The sequence below is a fragment of the Maribacter sp. MS6 genome, from assembly GCF_056839185.1.
In genome coordinates this window covers 3,163,056-3,185,000 of the sequence record NZ_CM166389.1, presented here as the reverse complement: position 1 = coordinate 3,185,000, position 21,945 = coordinate 3,163,056, and the positions used below count along the sequence as shown (strand labels likewise).

General features: G+C 38.3%; 18 protein-coding genes and 1 rRNA gene (1 of these 19 cut by a window edge). 13 read left to right on the top strand and 6 right to left on the bottom strand.

The window, feature by feature from the left end; translation table 11 throughout:
* Positions 1-1,383 (bottom strand): 16S ribosomal RNA (locus tag MS6x_RS13955); it reaches 144 nt to the left of the window's first position.
* A gap of 512 nt (positions 1,384-1,895) precedes the next feature.
* Positions 1,896-3,887, bottom strand: coding sequence for a putative porin (locus MS6x_RS13950; protein WP_482603086.1), 1,992 nt, complete (start codon positions 3,885-3,887; stop codon positions 1,896-1,898).
* 376 nt (positions 3,888-4,263) lie between these two features.
* Between MS6x_RS13950 and MS6x_RS13945 the strand changes: the two genes are divergently transcribed.
* From MS6x_RS13945 to MS6x_RS13905, 9 genes are all read left to right on the top strand, one after another.
* A complete protein-coding gene (locus tag MS6x_RS13945) occupies positions 4,264-4,860 on the top strand; it encodes a ribonuclease HII (protein ID WP_482603085.1) in 597 nt (198 codons plus the stop codon).
* Between the two features lie 139 nt (positions 4,861-4,999).
* Positions 5,000-7,462 (top strand): ribonuclease HII, encoded by a 2,463-nt coding sequence (locus MS6x_RS13940; RefSeq protein WP_482603084.1) that lies wholly within the window; start codon positions 5,000-5,002, stop codon positions 7,460-7,462.
* A gap of 501 nt (positions 7,463-7,963) precedes the next feature.
* Positions 7,964-8,650, top strand: coding sequence for a TapB family protein (locus MS6x_RS13935; protein WP_482603083.1), 687 nt, complete (start codon positions 7,964-7,966; stop codon positions 8,648-8,650).
* Positions 8,651-9,153: 503 nt separating this feature from the next.
* The gene (locus MS6x_RS13930; RefSeq protein WP_482603082.1) at positions 9,154-9,558 is read left to right on the top strand and encodes a hypothetical protein; all 405 of its coding nucleotides are present in this window, start codon (positions 9,154-9,156) and stop codon (positions 9,556-9,558) included.
* A gap of 68 nt (positions 9,559-9,626) precedes the next feature.
* Positions 9,627-10,343, top strand: a complete 717-nt coding sequence (locus MS6x_RS13925) for a DUF4412 domain-containing protein (protein WP_482603081.1) — start codon at positions 9,627-9,629, stop codon at positions 10,341-10,343.
* 32 nt (positions 10,344-10,375) lie between these two features.
* Positions 10,376-11,869: an OmpA family protein gene (locus tag MS6x_RS13920; RefSeq protein ID WP_482603080.1), complete on the top strand. Its 1,494-nt coding sequence runs from the start codon at positions 10,376-10,378 to the stop codon at positions 11,867-11,869.
* 89 nt (positions 11,870-11,958) lie between these two features.
* On the top strand, positions 11,959-12,114 hold the full coding sequence (locus MS6x_RS13915; RefSeq protein WP_482603079.1) for a hypothetical protein: 156 nt from the start codon (positions 11,959-11,961) through the stop codon (positions 12,112-12,114).
* 382 nt (positions 12,115-12,496) lie between these two features.
* On the top strand, positions 12,497-13,105 hold the full coding sequence (locus MS6x_RS13910) for a hypothetical protein (protein ID WP_482603077.1): 609 nt from the start codon (positions 12,497-12,499) through the stop codon (positions 13,103-13,105).
* 56 nt (positions 13,106-13,161) lie between these two features.
* Positions 13,162-15,939: a CHAT domain-containing protein gene (locus MS6x_RS13905; protein ID WP_482603075.1), complete on the top strand. Its 2,778-nt coding sequence runs from the start codon at positions 13,162-13,164 to the stop codon at positions 15,937-15,939.
* Here the strand turns inward: MS6x_RS13905 and MS6x_RS13900 are convergent.
* Together MS6x_RS13900 and MS6x_RS13895 are read right to left on the bottom strand one after the other, a co-directional pair.
* Positions 15,936-16,676: a tetratricopeptide repeat protein gene (locus MS6x_RS13900; protein WP_482603073.1), complete on the bottom strand. Its 741-nt coding sequence runs from the start codon at positions 16,674-16,676 to the stop codon at positions 15,936-15,938. The two genes, MS6x_RS13905 and MS6x_RS13900, sit on opposite strands and share 4 nt — an antisense overlap.
* A gap of 2 nt (positions 16,677-16,678) precedes the next feature.
* A complete protein-coding gene (locus tag MS6x_RS13895) occupies positions 16,679-17,248 on the bottom strand; it encodes an RNA polymerase sigma factor (RefSeq protein WP_482603071.1) in 570 nt (189 codons plus the stop codon).
* A gap of 379 nt (positions 17,249-17,627) precedes the next feature.
* Between MS6x_RS13895 and MS6x_RS13890 the strand changes: the two genes are divergently transcribed.
* From MS6x_RS13890 to MS6x_RS13875, 4 genes are all read left to right on the top strand, one after another.
* Positions 17,628-18,677 carry a Kelch repeat-containing protein gene (locus tag MS6x_RS13890; protein WP_482603069.1) on the top strand — a complete coding sequence of 350 codons (1,050 nt, stop codon included), beginning with the start codon at positions 17,628-17,630 and terminating at the stop codon, positions 18,675-18,677.
* Positions 18,678-18,789: 112 nt separating this feature from the next.
* Positions 18,790-19,497, top strand: a complete 708-nt coding sequence (locus tag MS6x_RS13885; protein WP_482603067.1) for a hypothetical protein — start codon at positions 18,790-18,792, stop codon at positions 19,495-19,497.
* 105 nt (positions 19,498-19,602) lie between these two features.
* Positions 19,603-20,226 carry a hypothetical protein gene (locus MS6x_RS13880; protein ID WP_482603065.1) on the top strand — a complete coding sequence of 208 codons (624 nt, stop codon included), beginning with the start codon at positions 19,603-19,605 and terminating at the stop codon, positions 20,224-20,226.
* A gap of 122 nt (positions 20,227-20,348) precedes the next feature.
* The gene (locus MS6x_RS13875) at positions 20,349-20,930 is read left to right on the top strand and encodes a hypothetical protein (RefSeq protein ID WP_482603063.1); all 582 of its coding nucleotides are present in this window, start codon (positions 20,349-20,351) and stop codon (positions 20,928-20,930) included.
* Between the two features lie 34 nt (positions 20,931-20,964).
* Here the strand turns inward: MS6x_RS13875 and lipB are convergent, their stop codons facing one another.
* Positions 20,965-21,681 carry a lipoyl(octanoyl) transferase LipB gene (gene lipB / locus MS6x_RS13870; protein WP_482603061.1) on the bottom strand — a complete coding sequence of 239 codons (717 nt, stop codon included), beginning with the start codon at positions 21,679-21,681 and terminating at the stop codon, positions 20,965-20,967.
* Between the two features lie 19 nt (positions 21,682-21,700).
* A complete protein-coding gene (locus MS6x_RS13865) occupies positions 21,701-21,856 on the bottom strand; it encodes a YqaE/Pmp3 family membrane protein (RefSeq protein WP_482603059.1) in 156 nt (51 codons plus the stop codon).
* Positions 21,857-21,945: the final 89 nt, after the last annotated feature.

The window sequence follows — 21,945 nt, the reverse complement described above, 5'->3', positions numbered from 1 at the left end:
GGCCCGGGAACGTATTCACCGGATCATGGCTGATATCCGATTACTAGCGATTCCAGCTTCACGGGGTCGAGTTGCAGACCCCGATCCGAACTGTGACAGGTTTTATAGATTCGCTCCGCCTTGCGACGTGGCTGCTCTCTGTACCTGCCATTGTAGCACGTGTGTGGCCCAGGACGTAAGGGCCGTGATGATTTGACGTCATCCCCACCTTCCTCACGGTTTGCACCGGCAGTCCCGTTAGAGTCCCCATCATGACATGCTGGCAACTAACGGTAGGGGTTGCGCTCGTTATAGGACTTAACCTGACACCTCACGGCACGAGCTGACGACAACCATGCAGCACCTTGCAAATTGCCCGAAGGAAAAGGTATCTCTACCCCTGTCAATATGCATTTAAGCCCTGGTAAGGTTCCTCGCGTATCATCGAATTAAACCACATGCTCCACCGCTTGTGCGGGCCCCCGTCAATTCCTTTGAGTTTCATTCTTGCGAACGTACTCCCCAGGTGGGATACTTATCACTTTCGCTTGGCCGCCCAGTACTCAAGGTACCGGACAGCTAGTATCCATCGTTTACGGCGTGGACTACCAGGGTATCTAATCCTGTTCGCTCCCCACGCTTTCGTCCATCAGCGTCAGTATATAGTTAGTCACCTGCCTTCGCAATCGGTGTTCTATGTAATATCTATGCATTTCACCGCTACACTACATATTCCGGCAACTTCACTATAACTCAAGACGACCAGTATCAAAGGCAATTCTACAGTTGAGCTGCAGACTTTCACCACTGACTTAATCGCCCGCCTACGGACCCTTTAAACCCAATAATTCCGGATAACGCTCGGACCCTCCGTATTACCGCGGCTGCTGGCACGGAGTTAGCCGGTCCTTATTCTTACGGTACCGTCAGTAAGCTACACGTAGCTCTTTTTCTTCCCGTATAAAAGCAGTTTACTACCCATAGGGCATTCTTCCTGCACGCGGCATGGCTGGATCAGAGTCTCCTCCATTGTCCAATATTCCTCACTGCTGCCTCCCGTAGGAGTCTGGTCCGTGTCTCAGTACCAGTGTGGGGGATCCCCCTCTCAGGGCCCCTACCCATCGTAGCCTTGGTAAGCCGTTACCTTACCAACTAGCTAATGGGACGCATGGCCATCTTCTACCGCCCGAAGGCTTTAACCGTAAAGCAATGCTGCAAAACGGTACTATGGGGCATTAATCTTCGTTTCCAAAGGCTATTCCCCTGTAAAAGGCAGGTTCCATACGCGGTGCGCACCCGTGCGCCGGTCGTCATCGGTAGCAAGCTACCATGTTACCCCTCGACTTGCATGTGTTAGGCCTGCCGCTAGCGTTCATCCTGAGCCAGGATCAAACTCTTCATCGTTGTTCTGTAAATATTCGTCCCAACAAGTCCGATGTCCGTCCCCGGCCCCGATTCTCTCGATCTAATTCTATCAGGACTCGCGTCCTGTATTCTTTGATTCTTTGTTCTCTACCAAAAACCAACTACTCCGGGTCGCCCCGTTTCACCAATCTTATCTTCTCCACAATATTTCAATGAACTCCTAAATTCCCCCGAAGAGGACTTCTCTTTACCTAGACTATTTGCCTAAGCGGCTGCAAATATACAACTGTTTTTATTCCCGGCAAGCTTTTTCGAAAAAAAATGAAACTTCTTTTCAAATGGCCGGAAAAACTGACCGTACAACACAACTCTTCAAGAACTTTTACCAGAACCGGACAACTCGACATTGCCCGTTCGGGGGTGCAAATGTAACACCCTTTTTCACACCAACAACAATAAAAAACAATCTTTTTTCAAGGTTTTTAAAACACAAACCTTAACACACTATAATTTAGAACATTGACGGAAATAAAAAGATATACAGATGTAGTCTAAGAAAAGAAATTCCATACCAAACCGAAACGAACAACAAAATCCCGAAACGGATAATTAGGAGCCGCATAGTAATTGAAACCCGTGAACGAGGAGTTAAAATGTTCCGCTTTTAAGAATATCCTTGTTTGCTTCACCTTTGCATTAATAAAAAAGTCCAGCATAGGGAATCCTCCCAATTCTTCGTTATTCTGCACAAAGAACTCACCCAAGACAGGATTATAAGCATCCATATTATAACTGGTGAAATATTTTAAGGTTATACCTGTTTGGAGGTACATGGCCTTTTTAAATACATCCGAAGAAAAATACAAGGTATTCCGTGTTACCAATTGAGGCACATTGAGCACATTTTGATCCTGCGCTACGGATTGATACATAACCGTATTATTCAATGCAAATTTACCCAGTCTAAACTCTTTCGCATATTTCACTTTTAAATGTGTTACACCATCCGCCTCTTGAAGTGGTTTGATATTCGCATTTTCAAGACCTTCTTCGAACGTAGCGTTCGGATCTGTAGAAAAATAAGTATAGTTGTCCAGTACACTATACTTTAAGGACAAATTACCCCATAGCGGGGAATCCAATTGTAATTGTAAGGTATTTACGCGTTCCTTATCAAAGTTGGCACTATTCTGCCAATTGTAATTTAAGTAATCACTTTGGTATAATAGAAAATTAAAATCGGGCATTCTACTTGAAGAGTGAACTGCAAAATTCACCTTATGCTTGTCGTTAAATACGTAAGACACCGAACCGTCAAAAATATTACCGGTTAAATCACCCGAAACATTATATCGAACCGAACCATCAACAGCAAACGAACCAATTTGTTTTTTATAATCGCCCCCGACAGCAATTTCTGTGCCCTTAAGTTGGTTGTCTACTGTTACTCCTTCCGAAGTTGTAAGTATGCTATTAAAAAAGTAGTTATAATTATATATGCTCACCACTCCTTTTAGCTGTCCCAGCGTTTTATTGTAAAACGAAGCGCCTAAATCGTTATTAAACACCTTTAAGGATGCTTTATCATTAATCGAACTTAAAATAGCCTCCCCAAAATAGGTGTCGCTGGCATCTTGCAGGTACTGATAAAATTTAGTCTCGTAATTAAACGAATGGGTAATTGCCAACGACGTTTTTTCCACCAAACTAGAATCCTGTTGACTTCTTATCAATTTATATTGCTGATCCAGATAATAACGTTTTCCCAATACCTTATTATCCGCATCGGTAAAACGCACATCAACCTTAGGCCTATCCGTAAAATCGTCGTCACCACTCTCAAATTGTAATTCCTTTTCTGTTAAGCCCCCATTTTCTTGTGAGGTAATATCCTGAGCAGCTATATGTGCTCTTAAAAGATACCTGTTGTTTTTACTCATATAATTGACCGTACTTATAAAATTTCCCGATTGTATCTGCTCTGAATTATATTTTCCCAAGGACCTAAAACCGGTATATGCAATAGAAAAATTAAGACGTCTGGACGTGTTAAACGTAAGCAGCGCATCCAACAACTGACCTTCCTCTAGCGTGGTTTTAAACATAAGGTCCGTCATCGGAGTCATTACATCATAATACTGCATCTCCTCTATCTCCCGATACCTATGATGCTTTGCCCTCGCTCCCAAACTCGGATAAAGGTTATCACGTTCAAAATCTACCCCAAGTTTATTGTACCCTTGGCCAATATTACCGAAAGGCATAAGCTCAAAATCATCGCTGCGTAAATAATTGTATTTATATTCTTTCTGTATGGTAAGCGTAGTATCCAAATATGTAGTATCCCTTTGATGCGAAATTATCTTGTAGTTTCGAATACTAACGGTATCTACCGTTGGGACTATTGGCGCCTTTTTTGACTTTGTCTTACGCGTTCTTATAATTGAATCGGAAATTGGGTTTACGCCAGGTTCTTGCTCCGTTTCTTGTGCCATTAGTCCAAAAGCAACTAACAAAAAGAGTGCGGTCAAAAAATATTTCATACCTCTCATATCTTCGGTGCCAAAGTTACTTTTTTTGTTCCTAACTAAATGTGAAAGTTTAACCTAGTATACAAAATCCCGAATTTTCAATCATAATATGACATAACTTTCATGAATTTATAGTGGCTTGGCAAGCCCTTATTATTGTAACCAAATCACTATTGTACCAAACTATATTTTTAACCACTCAATGATTAAAACACCGCGGCTATTTTTATTGACCAATATGCATGTAAGTATTTTGGCCAATACGGTTTGTAAATATTGACATCTTGTTGCCAAACGTATATCCACTTTGAACTTTCGCCTTGTAAAGGACTTTTATTATTACAATATTTGTTTGTTGCTATATATATATATCGAAAGGAAACCATAAATGCTTTTGAACTATTTTAAAATACACAATGAAGCAGGCACGGACGAGGCTGGCAGAGGATGCCTTGCAGGGCCCGTTACTGCCGCGGCCGTAATACTGCCAAAAGATTTCAAAAACGGAATTCTTAACGATTCCAAACAATTATCGGAACGTAGACGAAGCGAATTAAAACCTATAATAGAAGAAAGCAGCGTATCTTTCGCGGTAGCACATGTATACCCGTCGGAAATAGATGCCATTAACATCTTAAACGCATCGTTCCTGGCCATGCACCGATCTTTAGATCAACTAAAAATAGTGGCTGAACATATTATCGTTGATGGAAACAGGTTTAACCCTTACAAGGATATATCGCATACCTGTATTATCAAAGGAGACTCCAAATATTTAAGTATAGCAGCGGCATCAGTTCTTGCCAAAACCTATCGGGACGCTTACATGGAAAAAATCCACCTAGAATACCCAATGTACAACTGGAAAAAAAACAAAGGCTATCCGACCAAAGAGCACAGGGCAGCGATTCAAAAATATGGTATAACACCCTATCATAGAAAAAGCTTTCAACTACTAGCCCGTCCACTTACCTTAGAACTTTAAAAAGTATAAATTTGTTTGAGGGACTTTACTATAATTTAGGTAGACTTCGCTGACAGTAATTTGGAGCGAAATTAATCTTAGTAGAATCAGCATTCCGAAACGAAAATGAATACCAAGAGAAAAATAGAAACAGGAATAGATGAAAATTAAAGTTTTACTGATTTTCGGCATTGTATTAAGTCTTCAATGTTCCCCAGAAAAGGAATATCGGCCTAGCTTGTTGCAGTTTATGCCAGAAAATGCCAGCACTGTTATAAAAATCAACGACTATAACACCTTTGCCGCCGAGCTAAATGAAAATGAACTTTTTAAAAAGCTACAAAAAACAGACTTGAGTAAAAAAATATCCAAACTTCTTGCTCCATTGAACTACGTGCAACCTTCACAGGAATCGCTCATCGGTTTTACCATCGACTCGCTACAAACATTGAATTTTGCTTTCGTAGCGTCTGATACAGTACCTTATTTACAGCTTTCCGAGGTAACAGATAAAACCATAGAAACCATACAGTATAAAGACTTCAGCATTAAAAAATATTCCGTTGAAGGTCATATTTTTTTTACAAGTACCATTAGTGAAAAAGAGGTGTTAAGCTCCTCGATAACAGTTCTAAAGGAGCTGATCAATGGTAAGGATACACCCCCTACAAACGAACAACTGGTAAAATTCTACGGCGTTTCCGACGCCACAAAACTTGGGCACTTGTGGGTAAATTTAAACAATAGCGATGTCCTGCTACGCTATCTTACCAATGCAAAAACAGAATCGCTTCCATCCCATTTTGCAGATTGGTTCTCTTTGGATATATCTTTAGGAAATGACGGCTTGTTTTTAAACGGTATAAGCACCGCAAAGGACGCTACCAAAAACTACCTGAAGTTGTTTTCTGGAACCAAACCTTTAGCTAATAGCATCTATGAAATGCTCCCAGCTGATGCATCTTCGTTTACATCTTACACCTTTAGCGATTATACATCGTTTTCCGACAATCAACTATTATATACCAATCAAAACATGGCGCTCGATTCCCTTTTGAGCACCGTTGAAGAAATAGGAACTGCCCAGCTAGGCAAGCAACCGTTAATACTATTAAAAACCTTTGGAACAGATGAATTAACGGAGTATCTCAAACGTAATCGAAAAAGCACAGAAGCGTTTCAAGGAAGCGAAATATGGGAATTGGGAGAACCATCTTTTCTTACAAATAGATTGGAGCCTTTGGTAACTAGTTTTGAATCAAATTATAGCTGTGTTATAGCCAATACCTTGATTTTTGCTCAAGAAAAGGAGGTTTTAGAGAGCGTAATCATCGCCTACAAAAATTCCAAAACCATACCAAATACAGACCTTTTCAATAATTTAAAAGAGCTTACCACGGAAGCTTCCTCAATCTTGGCAGTTGCAAACGCCTATGGTTTTGAGAAAAGATTATCGGAATACGAGTTAACAGAAACCGCAAAACAGCTCAGTAACATTGACCTGTCAGATTATCTGTTTGGTTCCGAAATCATTTCTGAAGCCAATTTTTTTCACAGTAGTTATTTTATTAAAAAGATAGGAGCGAAAAAAGCGAAGAACAGTATTACTCCTATGTTTACCTTACAGCTAGATTCTGACCTACGAGCCGTTCCGCAGTTCGTAACCAATCATCGCACAAAGATGGGCGAGCTTATCGTGCAGGATATGGAAAATGTACTCTATCTAATTTCCAATAGCGGAAAAGTACTCTGGAAAAAACAATTGGATGGCGCTTTACAGGGCAAGATACATCAAGTGGACCTATATAAAAACGGAAAACTACAATTTGCATTTACAACCAATAACGAATTCTTAATCCTTGACCGCAATGGTAAAAAGGTAACCCCATTTTCCTTTGATTATGCCGGTGGAAATTTAAATCCTTTAGCCGTATTTGATTATGAAGGACAAAAGGACTACCGCTTTGTCGTTACACAGAACCAAAAGGTGTTTATGTATAACAACAAAGGTAAAATCGTAAGTGGTTTTAAATTCACCTCAGCACCCGAAAATATAATTGAAGCGCCACAACATTTTAGGATAGACAGAAAGGACTATCTGGTATTTAAACTCGCCAACAAAACGCTAAAAATACTGAATAGGGTAGGTAACGTACGGATAAAAACCAATGACAAAATTCCTTTTTCTGACAATTCCATAAAAGTATACCAAAATAAGATCAGCCTAACCTCAAACAAAGGGGTGCTCTATCAGATAGATACCAAGGGAAAGATAGCGCAAACTGATCTTGGGCTACAAATAGATCATGGTTTTGATGCCACTTCCAAAACATTGGCGATTATGGATGACAATGTGTTACGAATACGAGAAAATAAGATACCCTTGGATCTCGGTGTATATTCCAAACCAACAATTTTCTACATCAACGATAAAATTTATGTTTCGGTAACCGATATTCAAAACCAAAAATCGTTTTTATTCGATAGTCAGGCAGTGCCTATACCAAACTTCCCTATCTATGGTTCCTCCGAAATTGATATGGCAGATATTGATAAGGATAAAAAACCTGAGTTGGTCATTAAGGATCGAGAGAATTCTTTTACGGTGTATAAAATTAATTAAAACTTATTCAGAGAAAAGATACAGGCCTACCATCGCTGCTATCCGAAGCTAAAAATGCAACTATCCTGTTTTGAATTTACTAACATTCTGATGTGTTATTTATGGGATACTCAATGCAAAAAATATCGGAAATTTATATCCTTGACAACTATGATACTGCGGGATTTTAGTAATCAATCCTCAGTTAAGTAAAGCTAAAATGTAATAAAGCACTTTTTTGAAGAAAACCAAGAACTTATTTAATACCATTCACTGAATATACAATTTTACGCTACTAACATACAGTCATAAATTCTAAATACACTCTTTGGAGAATAAGTATGGGCTTAACTTTATATCTTAGTGTTTACAACAGAACAAGTTTGGTAAATAACCCTAAGAGATAAGGATTGTCCTTATCTAATGGTAATAATAGCACTACTTTAGGGAAAGTCTAGTACAAAAGGATATAATTTATCAAAATATCATAGTGAAATCAAAATCAATTAAATAATTCATAGCATGAAAACACTAAGCCTAATTTGCGCATTTTTTTGTATTGCTTACACCATCAATGCACAGAATTGTGGTAGCTATTACCCAATGGTTGAAGGAGCCACATTCGAGTACACCAATTACAATAAAAAAGGAAAGAAAGAAGGTGTCGCCAAGTACAAAGTTTCCGAAGTCAATACCTCAGGAGATGTTACAGATGCAACAATGTCAATAGAGCTCATAGATGAAAAAGGAAAGGAGCTCTACCAAACAGACTATAAATTTACCTGTACGGACAATACGGTATCCATAGATTATGAATCATTGATTCCTAGTAGTACATTACAACAATTTGAAGATATGGAAATGGATATATCGGGGACCGACCTAGAGCTTCCAAATAATCTTAGTGTGGGCCAAGAATTACCGGATGCCAATGTAGCTATTAAAATAAGTATGAGTGGTATTAATATGAATACTACGGTGGATATGATTAACCGTAAAGTCGAAAAGAAGGAAAGTGTTACCACGCCAGCAGGCACCTTTGATTGCTATGTCATCTATAACGATAATAAAATGAAGGCCATGATGGTGAATTCAACCATGGGTTCAAGGGTTTGGTATTCCGAGGGTGTGGGTATGATTAAACAAGAGAGCTATAATAAGAGCGGTAAATCAATGGGTACTACCGTGCTTACCAAATACAGTAAGTAAAACAGTACGAATATAAAAGATAGGGAACCGAGGCTTACGCCTCGGTTTTTTTTATAAAGCCATCCAATTGTTCTATCACCCTTTGGTCAATAAAATTGACCAAACCATGCACAAATAAAAGATGTCAATAATTGAGCGGATATTTTATTTTAATATAATTCCAAAAAAAAGCTTGCTACTTATATTATGAGGCTGGTTACATGCCCCCGCAACACCCCACAGACCACCTTCCCACATTCTCAATGTATTGAGTATTCCCTTCCCGGGCCGTTAAGGCCAACTCCCTACTGAAGCAAAATAAAACCAGTCTTAAGGATACATTATAAAGCTTCCTTAAGAAAAACTTCCATCTGAATAGAAATTATTTAGATAAAGGTACTTATGAGTTCAAAATCATTCGTAAGAATAAATTTACAAAAAAGACCATACTCAAAAACTAGCGAAAATGTTAACCTCTCGATAGGTATAAGCATAAAAGAAGAAATCAACTAAAAATGAATACAATGGAAATTTCAATAAGAAGATTATTGGTCGGTGTAATGTTTGTATCAGTAATGGGTTGCAAAGAAGACCTTAAACCTGTAGCGCAAAAAAAATCCATTGACCAAAAAGTCATCGTCAAAAAAGACACAGCTAAACAAATGAACCTTTTAGATAAGCAAACTGAAATATTGGGTTCTGTTTTTGGTATAATCCAAAGTGATGGCGAAAACCCTTTCAAAGGCGTCACCAACTATTTGCAACTCGTAGAAAAAATGGATTTGCCAGAGGCACAAAAACAAGAATTCAAGGAAATGTATAAACTCTATGATTTAAGCCTGGACTCTAAAACAAAGGACTCGTTAAAACTACTATTTAATAAAAAATTTGAAGAGGCTATGGCAAAATCCTTGTCAGACCCACAATAAATAAGTTCCCGTGTTAACCTAAATGCATTTGAAACATAAAATATAAAAACAATCTTAAAAATTTAATTATGAACTGTTCAAATTCAATCTTAACAACAGCCCTTAAAAATAACCGAAAGCCCACTACAATTTTAATACTATCACTTTTACTGTTAACCCTACTATTTGGCACCAAATTAAATGCCCAAAATGATGTTTACACTTTTGACTACATCTACAGATTGGAGATAGTAAACCCCAGAGGCAATAAATCGGTTATAGATTATTATTTACCCACTAATGGAGGCTATTTCTGTTCCCGGACCGAAGGTGATATGGTCGTAGTTTTTGATAATGCAAGAAACAAGATGTATAGCTATATGGGCAGGGATGATAAAAAAATAGTAATGACCATGCCTTTTAACTTTAAAGGGTTGTTAAAAGAATATAACGATGCAGAAAATCCAGAGATCTATGAAGCTGCGGGCTATGGGAATTTACTAGGCTACGACTGCACATTGTTCAGAATGACCAGTGATAATTTAACAAGCGAAGTATGGGTTGCGGAAGGGGTAATCGATGGCTCTTTTGGAGAAAATTCAATGACCTCACAAATGTTCGGCTACATCTTGGCAAGAAGCTTAACCCTTGATGACGATTCCCTCAAAGCCATCTATTCGGGTTTACCATTAAAAATCGTAACCTCTAAAAAAAGGGGTAGAAGAGAAAAAATCACAACTATGACATGTACAAAATTTGAAAGAGAAAATTTTCAAATTATTACATCAGAATACGAACGCCTTTAAGTTATACTCCATTAATTTAAAAAATTAAAATAATGAAACATTCACATAAATCAATCTTAGCATTAATTCTGTTTGGATTTCTATTCATAAATCCCATACGGTCTCAAGAAAAACGATTAAAAAGACCTTCTGGCAAAGTAGGAATCAATAGTGTAGATACATTCGTTAGGGAATCATTTGACCTATATGACAAAGTATACATTTACAACAGCTATGCGCAAAAAGGCAAACCTTTGGAAGAAGATGATTATGAAGCCTTAATTGATACGGTTGAAGACGCACAAAGTGTTCTATCAAGTGCCCCAGATGCAATAACGGATATCAATGGTGCCGGTATTCTTAAACAAGGTAAAGCAACATTGCAAATGAATCGCGCGAAAAAAGCATTAAAATACAGCATAAAAACAGCTAAAAAATTGTTGTCGGAAAAGAGTGGAAAAGGCGGCGAAACCACAACTGAAGGTGATATTGCCAAAAATAATTCGGGCAATACAGATAGCTCTTTGGACCAAGAAACCAATGTGATGAAGGAATTAGAAGTCTATAGTAAGTTCGATTTTGTCCCCGGTGACAAAATACTAATGGCAGATGATTTTTCATTGGATAATTTGGGTGATTTCCCATCCAAATGGAATACCAATGGTACCGGTGAACTGACCACAATATATCAAGAAAAATGGTTTAAACTGGCAGGGAAATCAGTTTACATTCCCGATCTACCATCCAATTTGCCCGAAGAATATACCGTTGAGTTCGATATCATAACCGTAGTCGATAAAAAAACCAGCTCACAGGCAAAATTGGAAATTTGGCTTGAAGACAATAATCTATTTAATACGCCAAAGAATATGGCCAGAGTAGAAATCCCTTTATGTTTATTTATAAATACTGGCTTTATAGTTGAGAATAAGGTTGCAGGCAACCGTGTCATCAGGAACACAATTGAAAAAGATATAAGGGATATACTTTTACAAAAAAACCATATTTCCATTGCCGTTAATGGTAAAAGATTTAGAATGTGGATCAATGAAAATAAGGTGGTTGACGTACCTAGATTGGTCCCCGTAAATATCGTGTCATTCAAACTGCACCCAAGAGACATTCGCGATGGTGTAGACAACGTTTTTATCAACAATGTGAAAATTGCCCAAGGTGGTCTGGACTTAAGAAGCCAATTATTGGAAAATGGCAAGTTTTCTACTACAGGCATTATGTTTGCCTCAGGATCAGATTATATAAAACCCGAATCCTATGGTGTACTAAAACAGGTTGCAGAGGCATTGCAACAAGAGCCAGCCTTAACCCTTAATATTATTGGTCATACTGATGCGGACGGCAACGACGGGCAAAATATGACCCTATCGAAAAAACGTTCTACATCAGTAAAAAATGCCTTGATTACCCAATTCAATATTGCAGAAGCCAGATTACATACAGAAGGTAAAGGTGAAACAGAGCCTGTTGATGTGAATACAACAACCGAGGGCAAAGCTAACAACAGGCGTGTGGAATTTGTAAAAATATAGCAAATCCAATATTTTAATTTACAATTTTAATCTAAATATATAACCCATGGTTGCCATTCAAGAAATTAAGAATACTCTGTTAATCACGCATGTTCACCACCTATCCCATCACCAAAAATTTACAACATTTTGCATCCTTCTTTTATGATATGGGGTGGGAGCGCAAAGACTACGAGAATGATATTCGGGAGACTGTTTTGCCTAGCGGCAAGAACTCATTCTCACAATTCGATGCTGAAGACTAAAGCAACTATATGAACTTGGTAGCACTATTTAACTACTATGACCTAGCGCATTTCAGTAAGGATTTTAAACATATTGTGGTGAGACACCAACAAAGTTTTTTATAGATAAATTCAAATTTATAAGAAAAATCTTTATTTAAAACCTAATATTCCTTAAGTGATTGTACTACTTTGACTTAAATACCCCATTTTTTTACTCACAATAACAAATTAGGACGAGTTTTTACAACTTTATAAATTATCATTTCGTATTTTTTTACTTTCAAATTTCCCCCAATGTTTTGTTCCTCCTTGTAAAAGAGGTGATATAGTTTGGCCACTATGTTAACCTAGGCTATTTATGACCATTAAATTAATATAAGAAACCATTAATCCACAAATCATGAAAACAAAACTATTGATTATCATCGCAGTAACTTCGCTACTTATGACTTCTTGCATAAAGGACTACCTGGGTCACGGAGGGGATAAAATAGAGCTTACCCAAGATAATTATATATACGAGGGAGATCTATATCGCATTTACCTTGATCAGGAAATCACAAAACTGGACATCACCATTGAGGCTTTAAATGATATCATAGCCAATAATCAGGCTGATCAGACTACTTACGAAGAACTTAAAAAGGCCGAACAGAGGAAGGAAGATTTTATTTCGGAAGAAGCAACAATCATAGACTCGCAACAAGTAGGAAGAACAATTCCAAGACCAAGACCACCTTGTCCAAAGCCACGAAGCTGCGATTTTACTGCCTTGGAATATGTGTTGGCCCCAAATACGGCCGAGAAATTGGAAATCCTTATTTTAAATGAGGATGGTAAAACTATCGGTGGGGGCACTATAGATGATTTAAGACCCTTGTCCGGTACAGGAGGCAAGATCCAGTTCAGTAAATTAATGGTTGATTCCTATAAAGACCCTATTACCATATCGGTACAAGTATTTAGCACAAATGGCTTTAAGCGAAGTTATAAAGTGGAAAACCAGTAATAAAATTAAAAAAGCATTGTATATATTAGCCCTAGGTAACCCTAGGGCTTTTTTGTATGAACCGGTATGCTTCCCTTTTATTAATTCTTTTTTCATTTTCGGCTTTTGCACAAAAGGCCTCCTATGAAAAACAAGTAGATAGCCTATTTGAAAAGGCTTACGAGCATCTCTATATAAACAAGGATTCTGCCTACCATTATTTCCAGATAATAGAAGGCTTGGCCGTTGAAAACAAGGACTGGGCAATCGTTTTTGAAACCTTAATTACTTCTAATAGACATGCAGGCTCTTTTTATGACCTTGACAAAATAAGCGACAATCTAAATCGTTTGGATTCCTTGTTTAATGAACACAAAGAATATCTGGATTCCCTACCAGAAAAACAGCTCTTTATTAATTCAGTATTGTACGATAAAGGCAATTACTATTTTCAGCTTAACGATTACAGGTCTTCCCGACAAATTTTTGGGCAAATTATTGATTCCTTGGAGACCTTACCCGATTCGGAAATGGATGAAGACCTTATTGATCTATTGTCGGTTTCCTATAGCTTTATCGCCAAGATGTACACCGAAGAAGGTAAATATGACCTTGCCGAACAGTTTTATGATAAGAACATAAGGTATATCCTCCAAAAAAAACCAAATGATCTTCGTTCCTTGAACACAAACTATAGCCTGATGGCCGAGCTCTACGGCAAGGAAGGGCGAATTGAAATTTCAAATATCTATTTTAAAAGGGCGCTTGGGTTCTACCTTAAAGACCAATCGGGCACTAACGGCATTATTGCAACGGCCCATAACCTATCAGAAAACTACCTTAAACTTTTTAAAACGGATAGTGCACATTTCTATCTAAAATTGGCCGAAGGCCATTTGTACGATACCCATCATTTTTCTTCCTATCACCATAGGGTAAAGGCAAAATTGGAACAGAAATTAGATCATTACGATGCCGCCCTTAAGGAATTAAATTTAGCGCTTAAATTGGAAAAGGATAAATGGAAAAAATCTAAAAATGAGAGTGTAGCTTTAATTTATAATGAAACTGCAATGTTGCAGGCAGTATTCGGACAACATGCGCGTGCGGTATCCAATTATAATCTGGGATTGGGTCAAATTGAGGATTTTGGTCAAGAGGGAACCACAGCCTTAAAACTCTTAAGAAATAAATCCGTTTCCCTAATCAGCTTGGCTAGTACCGATAGTTATAACACAACGATAGAAACAGTAAATCTAGGTATTACTACCCTGGATACCCTTAAGCCTACGTTTAGAAGTAAGGCCGACCAATTGTTCCTTATTGAAAATGCATTTCCTCTATTTGAAGCTGGATTGGAAGCTACTTACCAACTTTATACTTCAACCACTGACGATTCCTATATAGATATCGCCTTCCAGTATTCCGAGAAAAGTAAATCGGTCTTATTGCTAGAGGCACTTTTGGGAGCCAAAGCCACTCAATTTGCAAATATTCCTAGCAATGTGTTGGAGCGGGAGAGTGAGTTAAAATCTGAAATCACCTATTTGGAGAAACAGATCAAAAATTCCGAAAGAGACCTGATCGATCAAAAGGATGCTCTTTTTAGCCTTAAGGAAGAATACCGCCAACTCGTAAGGAAATTGGAAATCGACTATAAAAATTATTACGATTTAAAATACAATACCGCCACCGTTTCGCTGGAAGAGACCCAAAAAGCCTTGTCCAAAAACGAACTTATAATTTCTTATTTCTATGGCAATAAGGCCATATATGCCATTGCTTTGAATGGAAGTGAAAAGAAAATGTTTCGGATACCTATTGATGTGGACTTGGAGGGCAACATTAAAAAAGTCTACCAAATGCTTTCCGATCCCAAATCCGATGTAATAGCATTAGGCAGCGCTACACATGAAATATATGAACTTCTACTAAAACCGATCTTAAATTCTGGCAATTATAAGAAACTAATAATTATTCCCGATGGCCTGTTAAATTACCTTCCCTTCGCGGCTTTGAATACAAATCCCGGAGGCATAAGCTATATGGTAGAAAACCATGCCATCAGCTGCGTTAATTCGGCCACGCTGCTTTCGGAATTGCGACAGCGGCAACCTAAAGAACAGACTATTTTGGCGTTTGCCCCCGGTTTTGATGGCACAGTAAACGTGAGCAATGCTGACCGCGGAAAATTACTCCCTTTGCCGAACAACAAAAAAGAAGTGGAGCAGATATTAACATCTTTCCATGGCCGTGCTTATGTTGATGAGGAGGCTTCACTCCGCAACTTTAAATCCCAACTATCCTCTTTTGGGATGGTACACTTGGCCACACACGCTATCTTTGACGATACCTCACCTGAATTTTCCTATTTGGCCTTTTCACAAAATGGTAACACTACAGAGAATCTACTCTACGTAGCCGATCTCTATAACCTACAATTAGATGCCGATCTGGTAACCCTAAGTGCCTGCGAAAGTGGATTAGGAGATCTTAAACGCGGCGAAGGCTTTCTTAGTTTGGCACGAGGCTTCTTTTATAGTGGAGCAGCAAGTATTGCCAGCACCTTGTGGAAGATCAACGATGCCAGTACCACCACATTAATGTCCGGTTTCTATAAAAATCTATCCCAGGGCGATTCTAAGGATATAGCCCTACAAAAGGCCCAGGTCCAATTTTTGAACCAAAACCGTCAAAACGGTTTTACACATCCCTACTATTGGTCGGCTTTTGTGATTTCCGGAAATACCGTTCCAGTATCAGTATCCAATACCTTGACCTTGGTGATTATTAGTGCGATGAGTATACTTGTCGGTTTATTTTTCTTCTTCAGAAACCGAAAAAAAAGTACCTAGTCCAATGCTCTTAGCAGTGCTTGGGCCTTTTCCTTTTTGTATTCAAAATTTTCAATAAGGTTCTTTAAATTAACAATGGCATTTACCTTATCCTTACTTTTAAGATAGGCCAGGGCAAGATACCAATGAGCTTCCGCCTTAAATTCCATATCGCTTAAAATAACCCGATTCAAAGCCTCTATTGCCTCTTTGTTCTTCCCTAAATGAAGATAGGACTGTGCCAGGTAAAAGTCGGTATGACTTATTGCGCCCTCTGTTTTCAAATCCAAAAAAGCAGTGACCGCCTTTTCATAGTCACTGGCCTCATAGGCAGCAAAAGCATCCCTTGTCAGCGACTGGTCACCATCACTTCTTGTAATTGTATAAACGGTATTGGGGTAAGCTTCGAAATTGGCTGCATACAGCTCTCCATAGTCTGGCCCTGAAAAAGTGTTGTAGGCGAGCCAGCCCAAGCTTATCAACAAAGCTATAGATGCTGCAACAGCCCATTTTTGATAATTTGGTTTTAATTTTCTTACTAGGGTTTCCTTGTCCTTGGAAATTTCCTGTTCAAAGCCGGCGAGTTTCCCCTTTAACTGTTCATTCTCGGTATGTTTTATAACACGCTTTAAGTCATTTTCAAAATTGAATTGGGCTTTAAACTCCGCATCGGTTTCCAACAACTTATGGAACAGCTTATTCTCCTCTTCTGTGAGATTATTTGAAAAATACCTAAGTAATAAATTTTCCTTGTCCATCTTTAAAGGATATTTTCTTGTATACGTTCCTTCAACGTTTTGAGGCATCTAGATTTTGATGCCTTTACCACATTTTCGCTATTGTAATCGCCATGCTCCATAATTTCCTGAATCGTATAGCCCCTATAATAAAAAAGGTTCAACAGTTCTTGACATTGTTTTCCTAGGGATGAAAAATGTTTTTGCAACAAGGCCTGTTCGGTCGTGAGAGATGGCTCTTCAAGGTCCCAAGTGCTTACAAGCTCGTCTTCCTTACCTACTAGCGAGAGGTCGAATTGTTCGTTGATTGTTTTTTTATTTTTTCGCATCCTGTCAAAAATCAAATATTTTCCCACACTAAAAAGATAGGTCGATATACTACTGGTCAATGTTTCCAATTTGCCGCTCATTACATTGTCGTAAAAAATTATATAGGCATCTTGGTATACATCAATATTTTCTTCCCCTGACAAACCATAACGCCGGGCGAAATTGAGAAATTTGGGACGGTTCTCTTCATACACCAGTTTAAGCAACTTATCAGAGCCCTGTCGTAAATCAACTAACGTTATATCGGTTTGCGTTTCTTTCACTTTAATTATCTAGAATGTAAAAAGTTAACACTTCGTAGCTAATTTAATATTTTTTACATCCTATCGCCTATATATCCTCTCGTAAATCCAATCCCTTTATCTGCATATAGTATTCTTATTGCAAGGATTTTACCAAACACATAACCCCAAATTGTTCTTAATTCAAAAAAACACGTTGCATGTTAACCTTCAACAAGGTCTTTCCATAAATAAGCGAACCCTAGTAAAAAGGTGATGGAAGCTACAGAAAAAAGAAAGCTAAAACAGTAATAATTGGATAATTAACTTAACCAAAGCCAAAAGCTTCGGCTTTTGGTTCAGATATGTTAACCAGCTATCATTTTTTACATGAAAGGTTGAATCTATAAAAACAAAAATCATGAAAGCATTAAAATTGATTGCCTTAATTTCTTTTTTATTACTGGTATCCTCATGTCAAAAAGAAGAACTGTACCTGGAACCTACTTCAAATTCACAGGATGAAAAGGTAGTAACAGGAAAGGCCAGCTTTTATCCAACTATTACGCTGGACTTTAATCTTGAAAGCTCCAAACATAAAATGGGAGGATTTGCGGGCCATTCCATGACCTATTTTAACGGTTACCTTTATTTGGTTGGTGGAGACAATAGCCATACACCTCCTTGGAACTCAAGTTCTGAAGTATGGCGAAGTTCCAATGGTCAGGATTGGTCAATTGTTACTTCAGGTCTTTTTCCAGAGCGTCGCAATCATTCCCTGCTTGTTTACAAAAACAAAATGTGGCTCATAGGAGGCATTAACAATTCTGGAGAGGTTCTAAGTGATATTTGGAACACGTCCGACGGTGAACATTGGCATAGGGTAACTTCGTTAAATCCATTGACTGAAATTGGCCAAAACAATTCTGTGGTCTTCAATAAACGATTATTTGTTTTGTTAGGAAATGGCAGGGCAAACGAGCAAGTGTGGTCTACTGCGGACGGGAGAATTTGGAAAAAGGAGACCGATAACGCCTTCCCGGTTAGAAGCCATTACAAAACGGTTGTCTTCAATGGATTAATCTATGTATATGGTGGTCTAATTCGCGGGGGAGAATTAACCAATGAAGTATGGGCAAGCCCTGACGGAAGCTATTGGTATCAAAAAAATCCTGCAACGGCCATATTCGATAGCAGGATTAACCATACGGCAACGGCATTTGATGGTAAGGTTTGGATAATAGGGGGAGAAAGTTGGGACAGCACAGGTAATCGAACCTTTTACGGGGATATCTGGTATTCCACAAATATGAAATATTGGTTTAAATATGATGGAAAACCACCCTTCTACAAAGGGCTTCAAAGTCATGAAAGCTTAGTGTTTGATGACCAACTCTGGATATTTGGTGGATATAGACCGGATAATTCCATGGCAAGTATTCTAACCAGTTCTATTTGGAGTGTAGAATAGCCTTATTCCATTGATAAATGAAAACCCCGGCCCACACCGAGGTTTCTTTTAAATAGCATGTTAACCTTTTTACTTCAAGTACATAAAAAAGGAAATCTTTAAATATAAAATCATGAAAACAACAAAATTTTTAGTGTTAGGATTAATAGCAATGTTTATTTCGATTACATCTTGTTCAAAAGACGGAGACATGGGCCCTATTGGTTTAACTGGACAACAGGGCGAACAGGGAATTCAAGGGCCACAAGGTGAGCGAGGACCAGCCGGAGAAGATGGGGAAGCACTTGGAGTCCCGGGCCCCCAAGGGGAGCAAGGACCTGCAGGTGCCGATGGCACTAACGGAACAGATGGAGTTGACGGATCAGATGGTGAAAATGGAGCAGATGGTAACGCTAATGTGAATACCTATGTTTTTGATCTTTCTAGTGAATCAGGAGCATCTATTCCAAACAATTTGCCTCAACTTACTCAGGAAGTCATAGACAATGATTTAATCATTGGATATCTCCAAAACGGTGTTAGCGGCACTTATTATCCTGTTCCAGCTAGCGTATGGCCGAATGGCACAGGTGGCTTTTATGATGTTGCTACGGACATTGCTGTAGGTAAATACTGGGTTCATTTTTATCAAGTTGGCACACAGACCTTAATGTCGGTAGTTGGTGTGGAATTGGGAAAACTAAAAATCGTCATCGCCGAGTCAACAAGCACGACAAGCGGAAAATCAAGCATGGAAACACTCCGCGATGAACTAAAATCTGCAGGAGTTGATATCAATAACCATGATGCAGTAATGAAATATTTTGGCTTACAACACTAATAAGAAGATAAAAACCGAGGCTAACACCTCGGTTTTTTTGGGTTCAAATGTTAACCTTTTGTGTTTACTACCATTAAAACTAAACAATCGTTAAAATATACAATTATGAAAATTACAGTGAAATTTTTAGCCATGGGTTTAGTACTATTTACACTCACGTTTACATCTTGCTCTAAAGATGGGACTGATGGTGTTAATGGGATCGATGGCATTGATGGAGTTCAAGGACCTCCTGGAACAGATGGTATTGACGGAGCTGATGGACAAGATGGGAAAGATGGCAATGCCAATGTAATCGCCTCTGATTGGTTTGAACCTATAGAAAGTTCTTTTAGCGTTAACAATCCAAGATTTAAGGCATTACCACTTGAAACAAATATAAGCTCAAATATAATGGAGGATGGCGTCATTCTTGTGTACTATGACACTGACACCAATATCTATCTGCTACCCAATTATGTATTCGCTCTGGACGGTACGATATTAAAATCGGTAGATTCGAACATTAATCATGCGTCCCGTACTATATATGTTACTATCGAACGTTCTGATTCTGATCTAACTACACGTGAATACCTCTGGGACTCAAGCGGTCCGGCATATGGGAAGGGGGTTCGTTTTAGATATGTAATCATTCCTTCCAACACTACAACAGGTAAAAAGGCTATAATCGACTTCAAAAAAATGTCCTATGTAGAAGTTATGGATCATTTTGGATTGGAATATTAACACCCATTTTTTGATGATCAATTAAAAAACCTCCGGTTAAACCAAGTTTTTTTTAAGCGCTACCGGGTTAACCTTTTCCATTCTCATATATAAAGAGTTTTAAATATAAAAAACAAGAAATTATGAAAACTGCAATGAAATTTTTAGGTATGGGCTTTGTTCTAATAGCCCTCACTTTTACATCTTGCTCAAAGGATGGGGAAATAGGCCCCATGGGTCCAGCTGGGCGAGACGGACTAAATGGAACTGATGGCAATGCAAATGTGCGCTTACTGACATTTGATTATTCGGGAGTTAGTGCAAACGATTATATACAAGAAATACCCGAACTTACCCAAGAAGTGTTGGATAATGACCTTATACTGGGATATATAACAACTAAAGGAGCCATGTATCAAATACCTCAAAATAATATCGAAATTAATGTAACAGATTCACAGGATCGTGTAATTCAAACACTGAACACTGATATTAGAGTAAAAATGGCCGCCCAATCATATCATCTTTACTTCTACCGTTCTGGAACCTCATACAGCCAGCTTTTGCCAAAAAGAAGTTTTATAAAACTTAAAATAATAATTGCAACGTCTACGGGTATTACAGGCAAAACGAATAATGAAAGTGTTCGAACAGAACTAAAATCGGCTGGGGTAGATATTAATGACTATTACGCCGTCATGGATTATTTTGGGCTTGATTATTAACCTTATTGCCATATTTAAAACAAAAAACGGAGGCTTAAACCTCAGTTTTTTGTTTTAAAATTTCAGCTTCAAAAAGCATTTCAAAATGTCGAATTAGTTTTCGCTTTACTTCTTCCATATCCACTTCGGTTTTACCGAGTTCCATATTTAAAGAAGTCACCGCCTTACCCTTGATACCGCAGGGAATCATCAGATCAAAATAGCCTAGATTAGAATTTATATTTAAAGCAAAGCCATGCATGGTTACCCAACGGGAAGCCCTAACCCCCATGGCACAAATTTTACGGGCAAAAGGAGTACCGACATCCAACCAAACACCGGTTTCCCCTTCGGAACGTTCTGCTTTTAAACCATATTCTGCCAATGTTAGAATAACCATTTCTTCAAGCAGACGTAAGTATTTATGGATATCGGTGAAAAAATTGTCAAGATCTAAAATAGGATATCCAACAATTTGACCCGGGCCGTGGTAGGTAATATCCCCGCCCCTATTTATTTTATAGAATTTTGCACCTTTTTCCGCAAGTTGGTTTTCATTTACCAGAAGATTCGAGAGATCTCCACTTTTTCCCAAAGTAAAGACATGCGGATGTTCCACGAATAGAAAATGATTCGGCGTTTCCAGTCTAGCTTCCTCCCGCCTATTCTTTATTTTAAGAGCCAAGGTCTTTTGAAAAAGCACCTCTTGGTAGTCCCAGGTTTCTTTATAATCCTTTAGTCCTAAATCCTGTAAAGCAACTTTCTTGTTCATTGCTGTAAAGATACAATGATCAGTTGGGATTGTTCAGTATCACAAGCGCTGCAATTACGCCAGGAACCCAACCACACAAGGTTAATAAAAAAACAATAAGGATGGAGCCACAGCCTTTGCCGATAACCGCAAGCGGTGGAAATAATATTGCCAATAATACGCGTAAGAAACTCATTGATTGATGATTTTGATTGATGTACTTATATGTCGCAAAAATAAAGGTATTGTTACAAAATCATTTAAATTTAAGGAGCAAATCAAAAT

Bases quoted from the DNA above. Each gene is read 5' to 3' on its own strand.
- MS6x_RS13925 (WP_482603081.1), top strand. From the start codon at position 9,627: ATGAACTGTTCAAATTCAATCTTAACAACAGCCCTTAAAAATAACCGA.
- MS6x_RS13935 (WP_482603083.1), top strand. From the start codon at position 7,964: ATGAAAACACTAAGCCTAATTTGCGCATTTTTTTGTATTGCTTACACC.
- MS6x_RS13875 (WP_482603063.1), top strand. From the start codon at position 20,349: ATGAAAACTGCAATGAAATTTTTAGGTATGGGCTTTGTTCTAATAGCC.
- MS6x_RS13915 (WP_482603079.1), top strand. From the start codon at position 11,959: ATGTTCACCACCTATCCCATCACCAAAAATTTACAACATTTTGCATCC.
- MS6x_RS13890 (WP_482603069.1), top strand. From the start codon at position 17,628: ATGAAAGCATTAAAATTGATTGCCTTAATTTCTTTTTTATTACTGGTA.
- MS6x_RS13900 (WP_482603073.1), bottom strand. From the start codon at position 16,676: ATGGACAAGGAAAATTTATTACTTAGGTATTTTTCAAATAATCTCACA.
- MS6x_RS13920 (WP_482603080.1), top strand. From the start codon at position 10,376: ATGAAACATTCACATAAATCAATCTTAGCATTAATTCTGTTTGGATTT.
- MS6x_RS13940 (WP_482603084.1), top strand. From the start codon at position 5,000: ATGAAAATTAAAGTTTTACTGATTTTCGGCATTGTATTAAGTCTTCAA.
- MS6x_RS13880 (WP_482603065.1), top strand. From the start codon at position 19,603: ATGAAAATTACAGTGAAATTTTTAGCCATGGGTTTAGTACTATTTACA.
- MS6x_RS13910 (WP_482603077.1), top strand. From the start codon at position 12,497: ATGAAAACAAAACTATTGATTATCATCGCAGTAACTTCGCTACTTATG.
- lipB (WP_482603061.1), bottom strand. From the start codon at position 21,681: ATGAACAAGAAAGTTGCTTTACAGGATTTAGGACTAAAGGATTATAAA.
- MS6x_RS13945 (WP_482603085.1), top strand. From the start codon at position 4,264: ATGCTTTTGAACTATTTTAAAATACACAATGAAGCAGGCACGGACGAG.
- MS6x_RS13930 (WP_482603082.1), top strand. From the start codon at position 9,154: ATGGAAATTTCAATAAGAAGATTATTGGTCGGTGTAATGTTTGTATCA.
- MS6x_RS13905 (WP_482603075.1), top strand. From the start codon at position 13,162: ATGAACCGGTATGCTTCCCTTTTATTAATTCTTTTTTCATTTTCGGCT.
- MS6x_RS13885 (WP_482603067.1), top strand. From the start codon at position 18,790: ATGAAAACAACAAAATTTTTAGTGTTAGGATTAATAGCAATGTTTATT.
- MS6x_RS13865 (WP_482603059.1), bottom strand. From the start codon at position 21,856: ATGAGTTTCTTACGCGTATTATTGGCAATATTATTTCCACCGCTTGCG.
- MS6x_RS13950 (WP_482603086.1), bottom strand. From the start codon at position 3,887: ATGAAATATTTTTTGACCGCACTCTTTTTGTTAGTTGCTTTTGGACTA.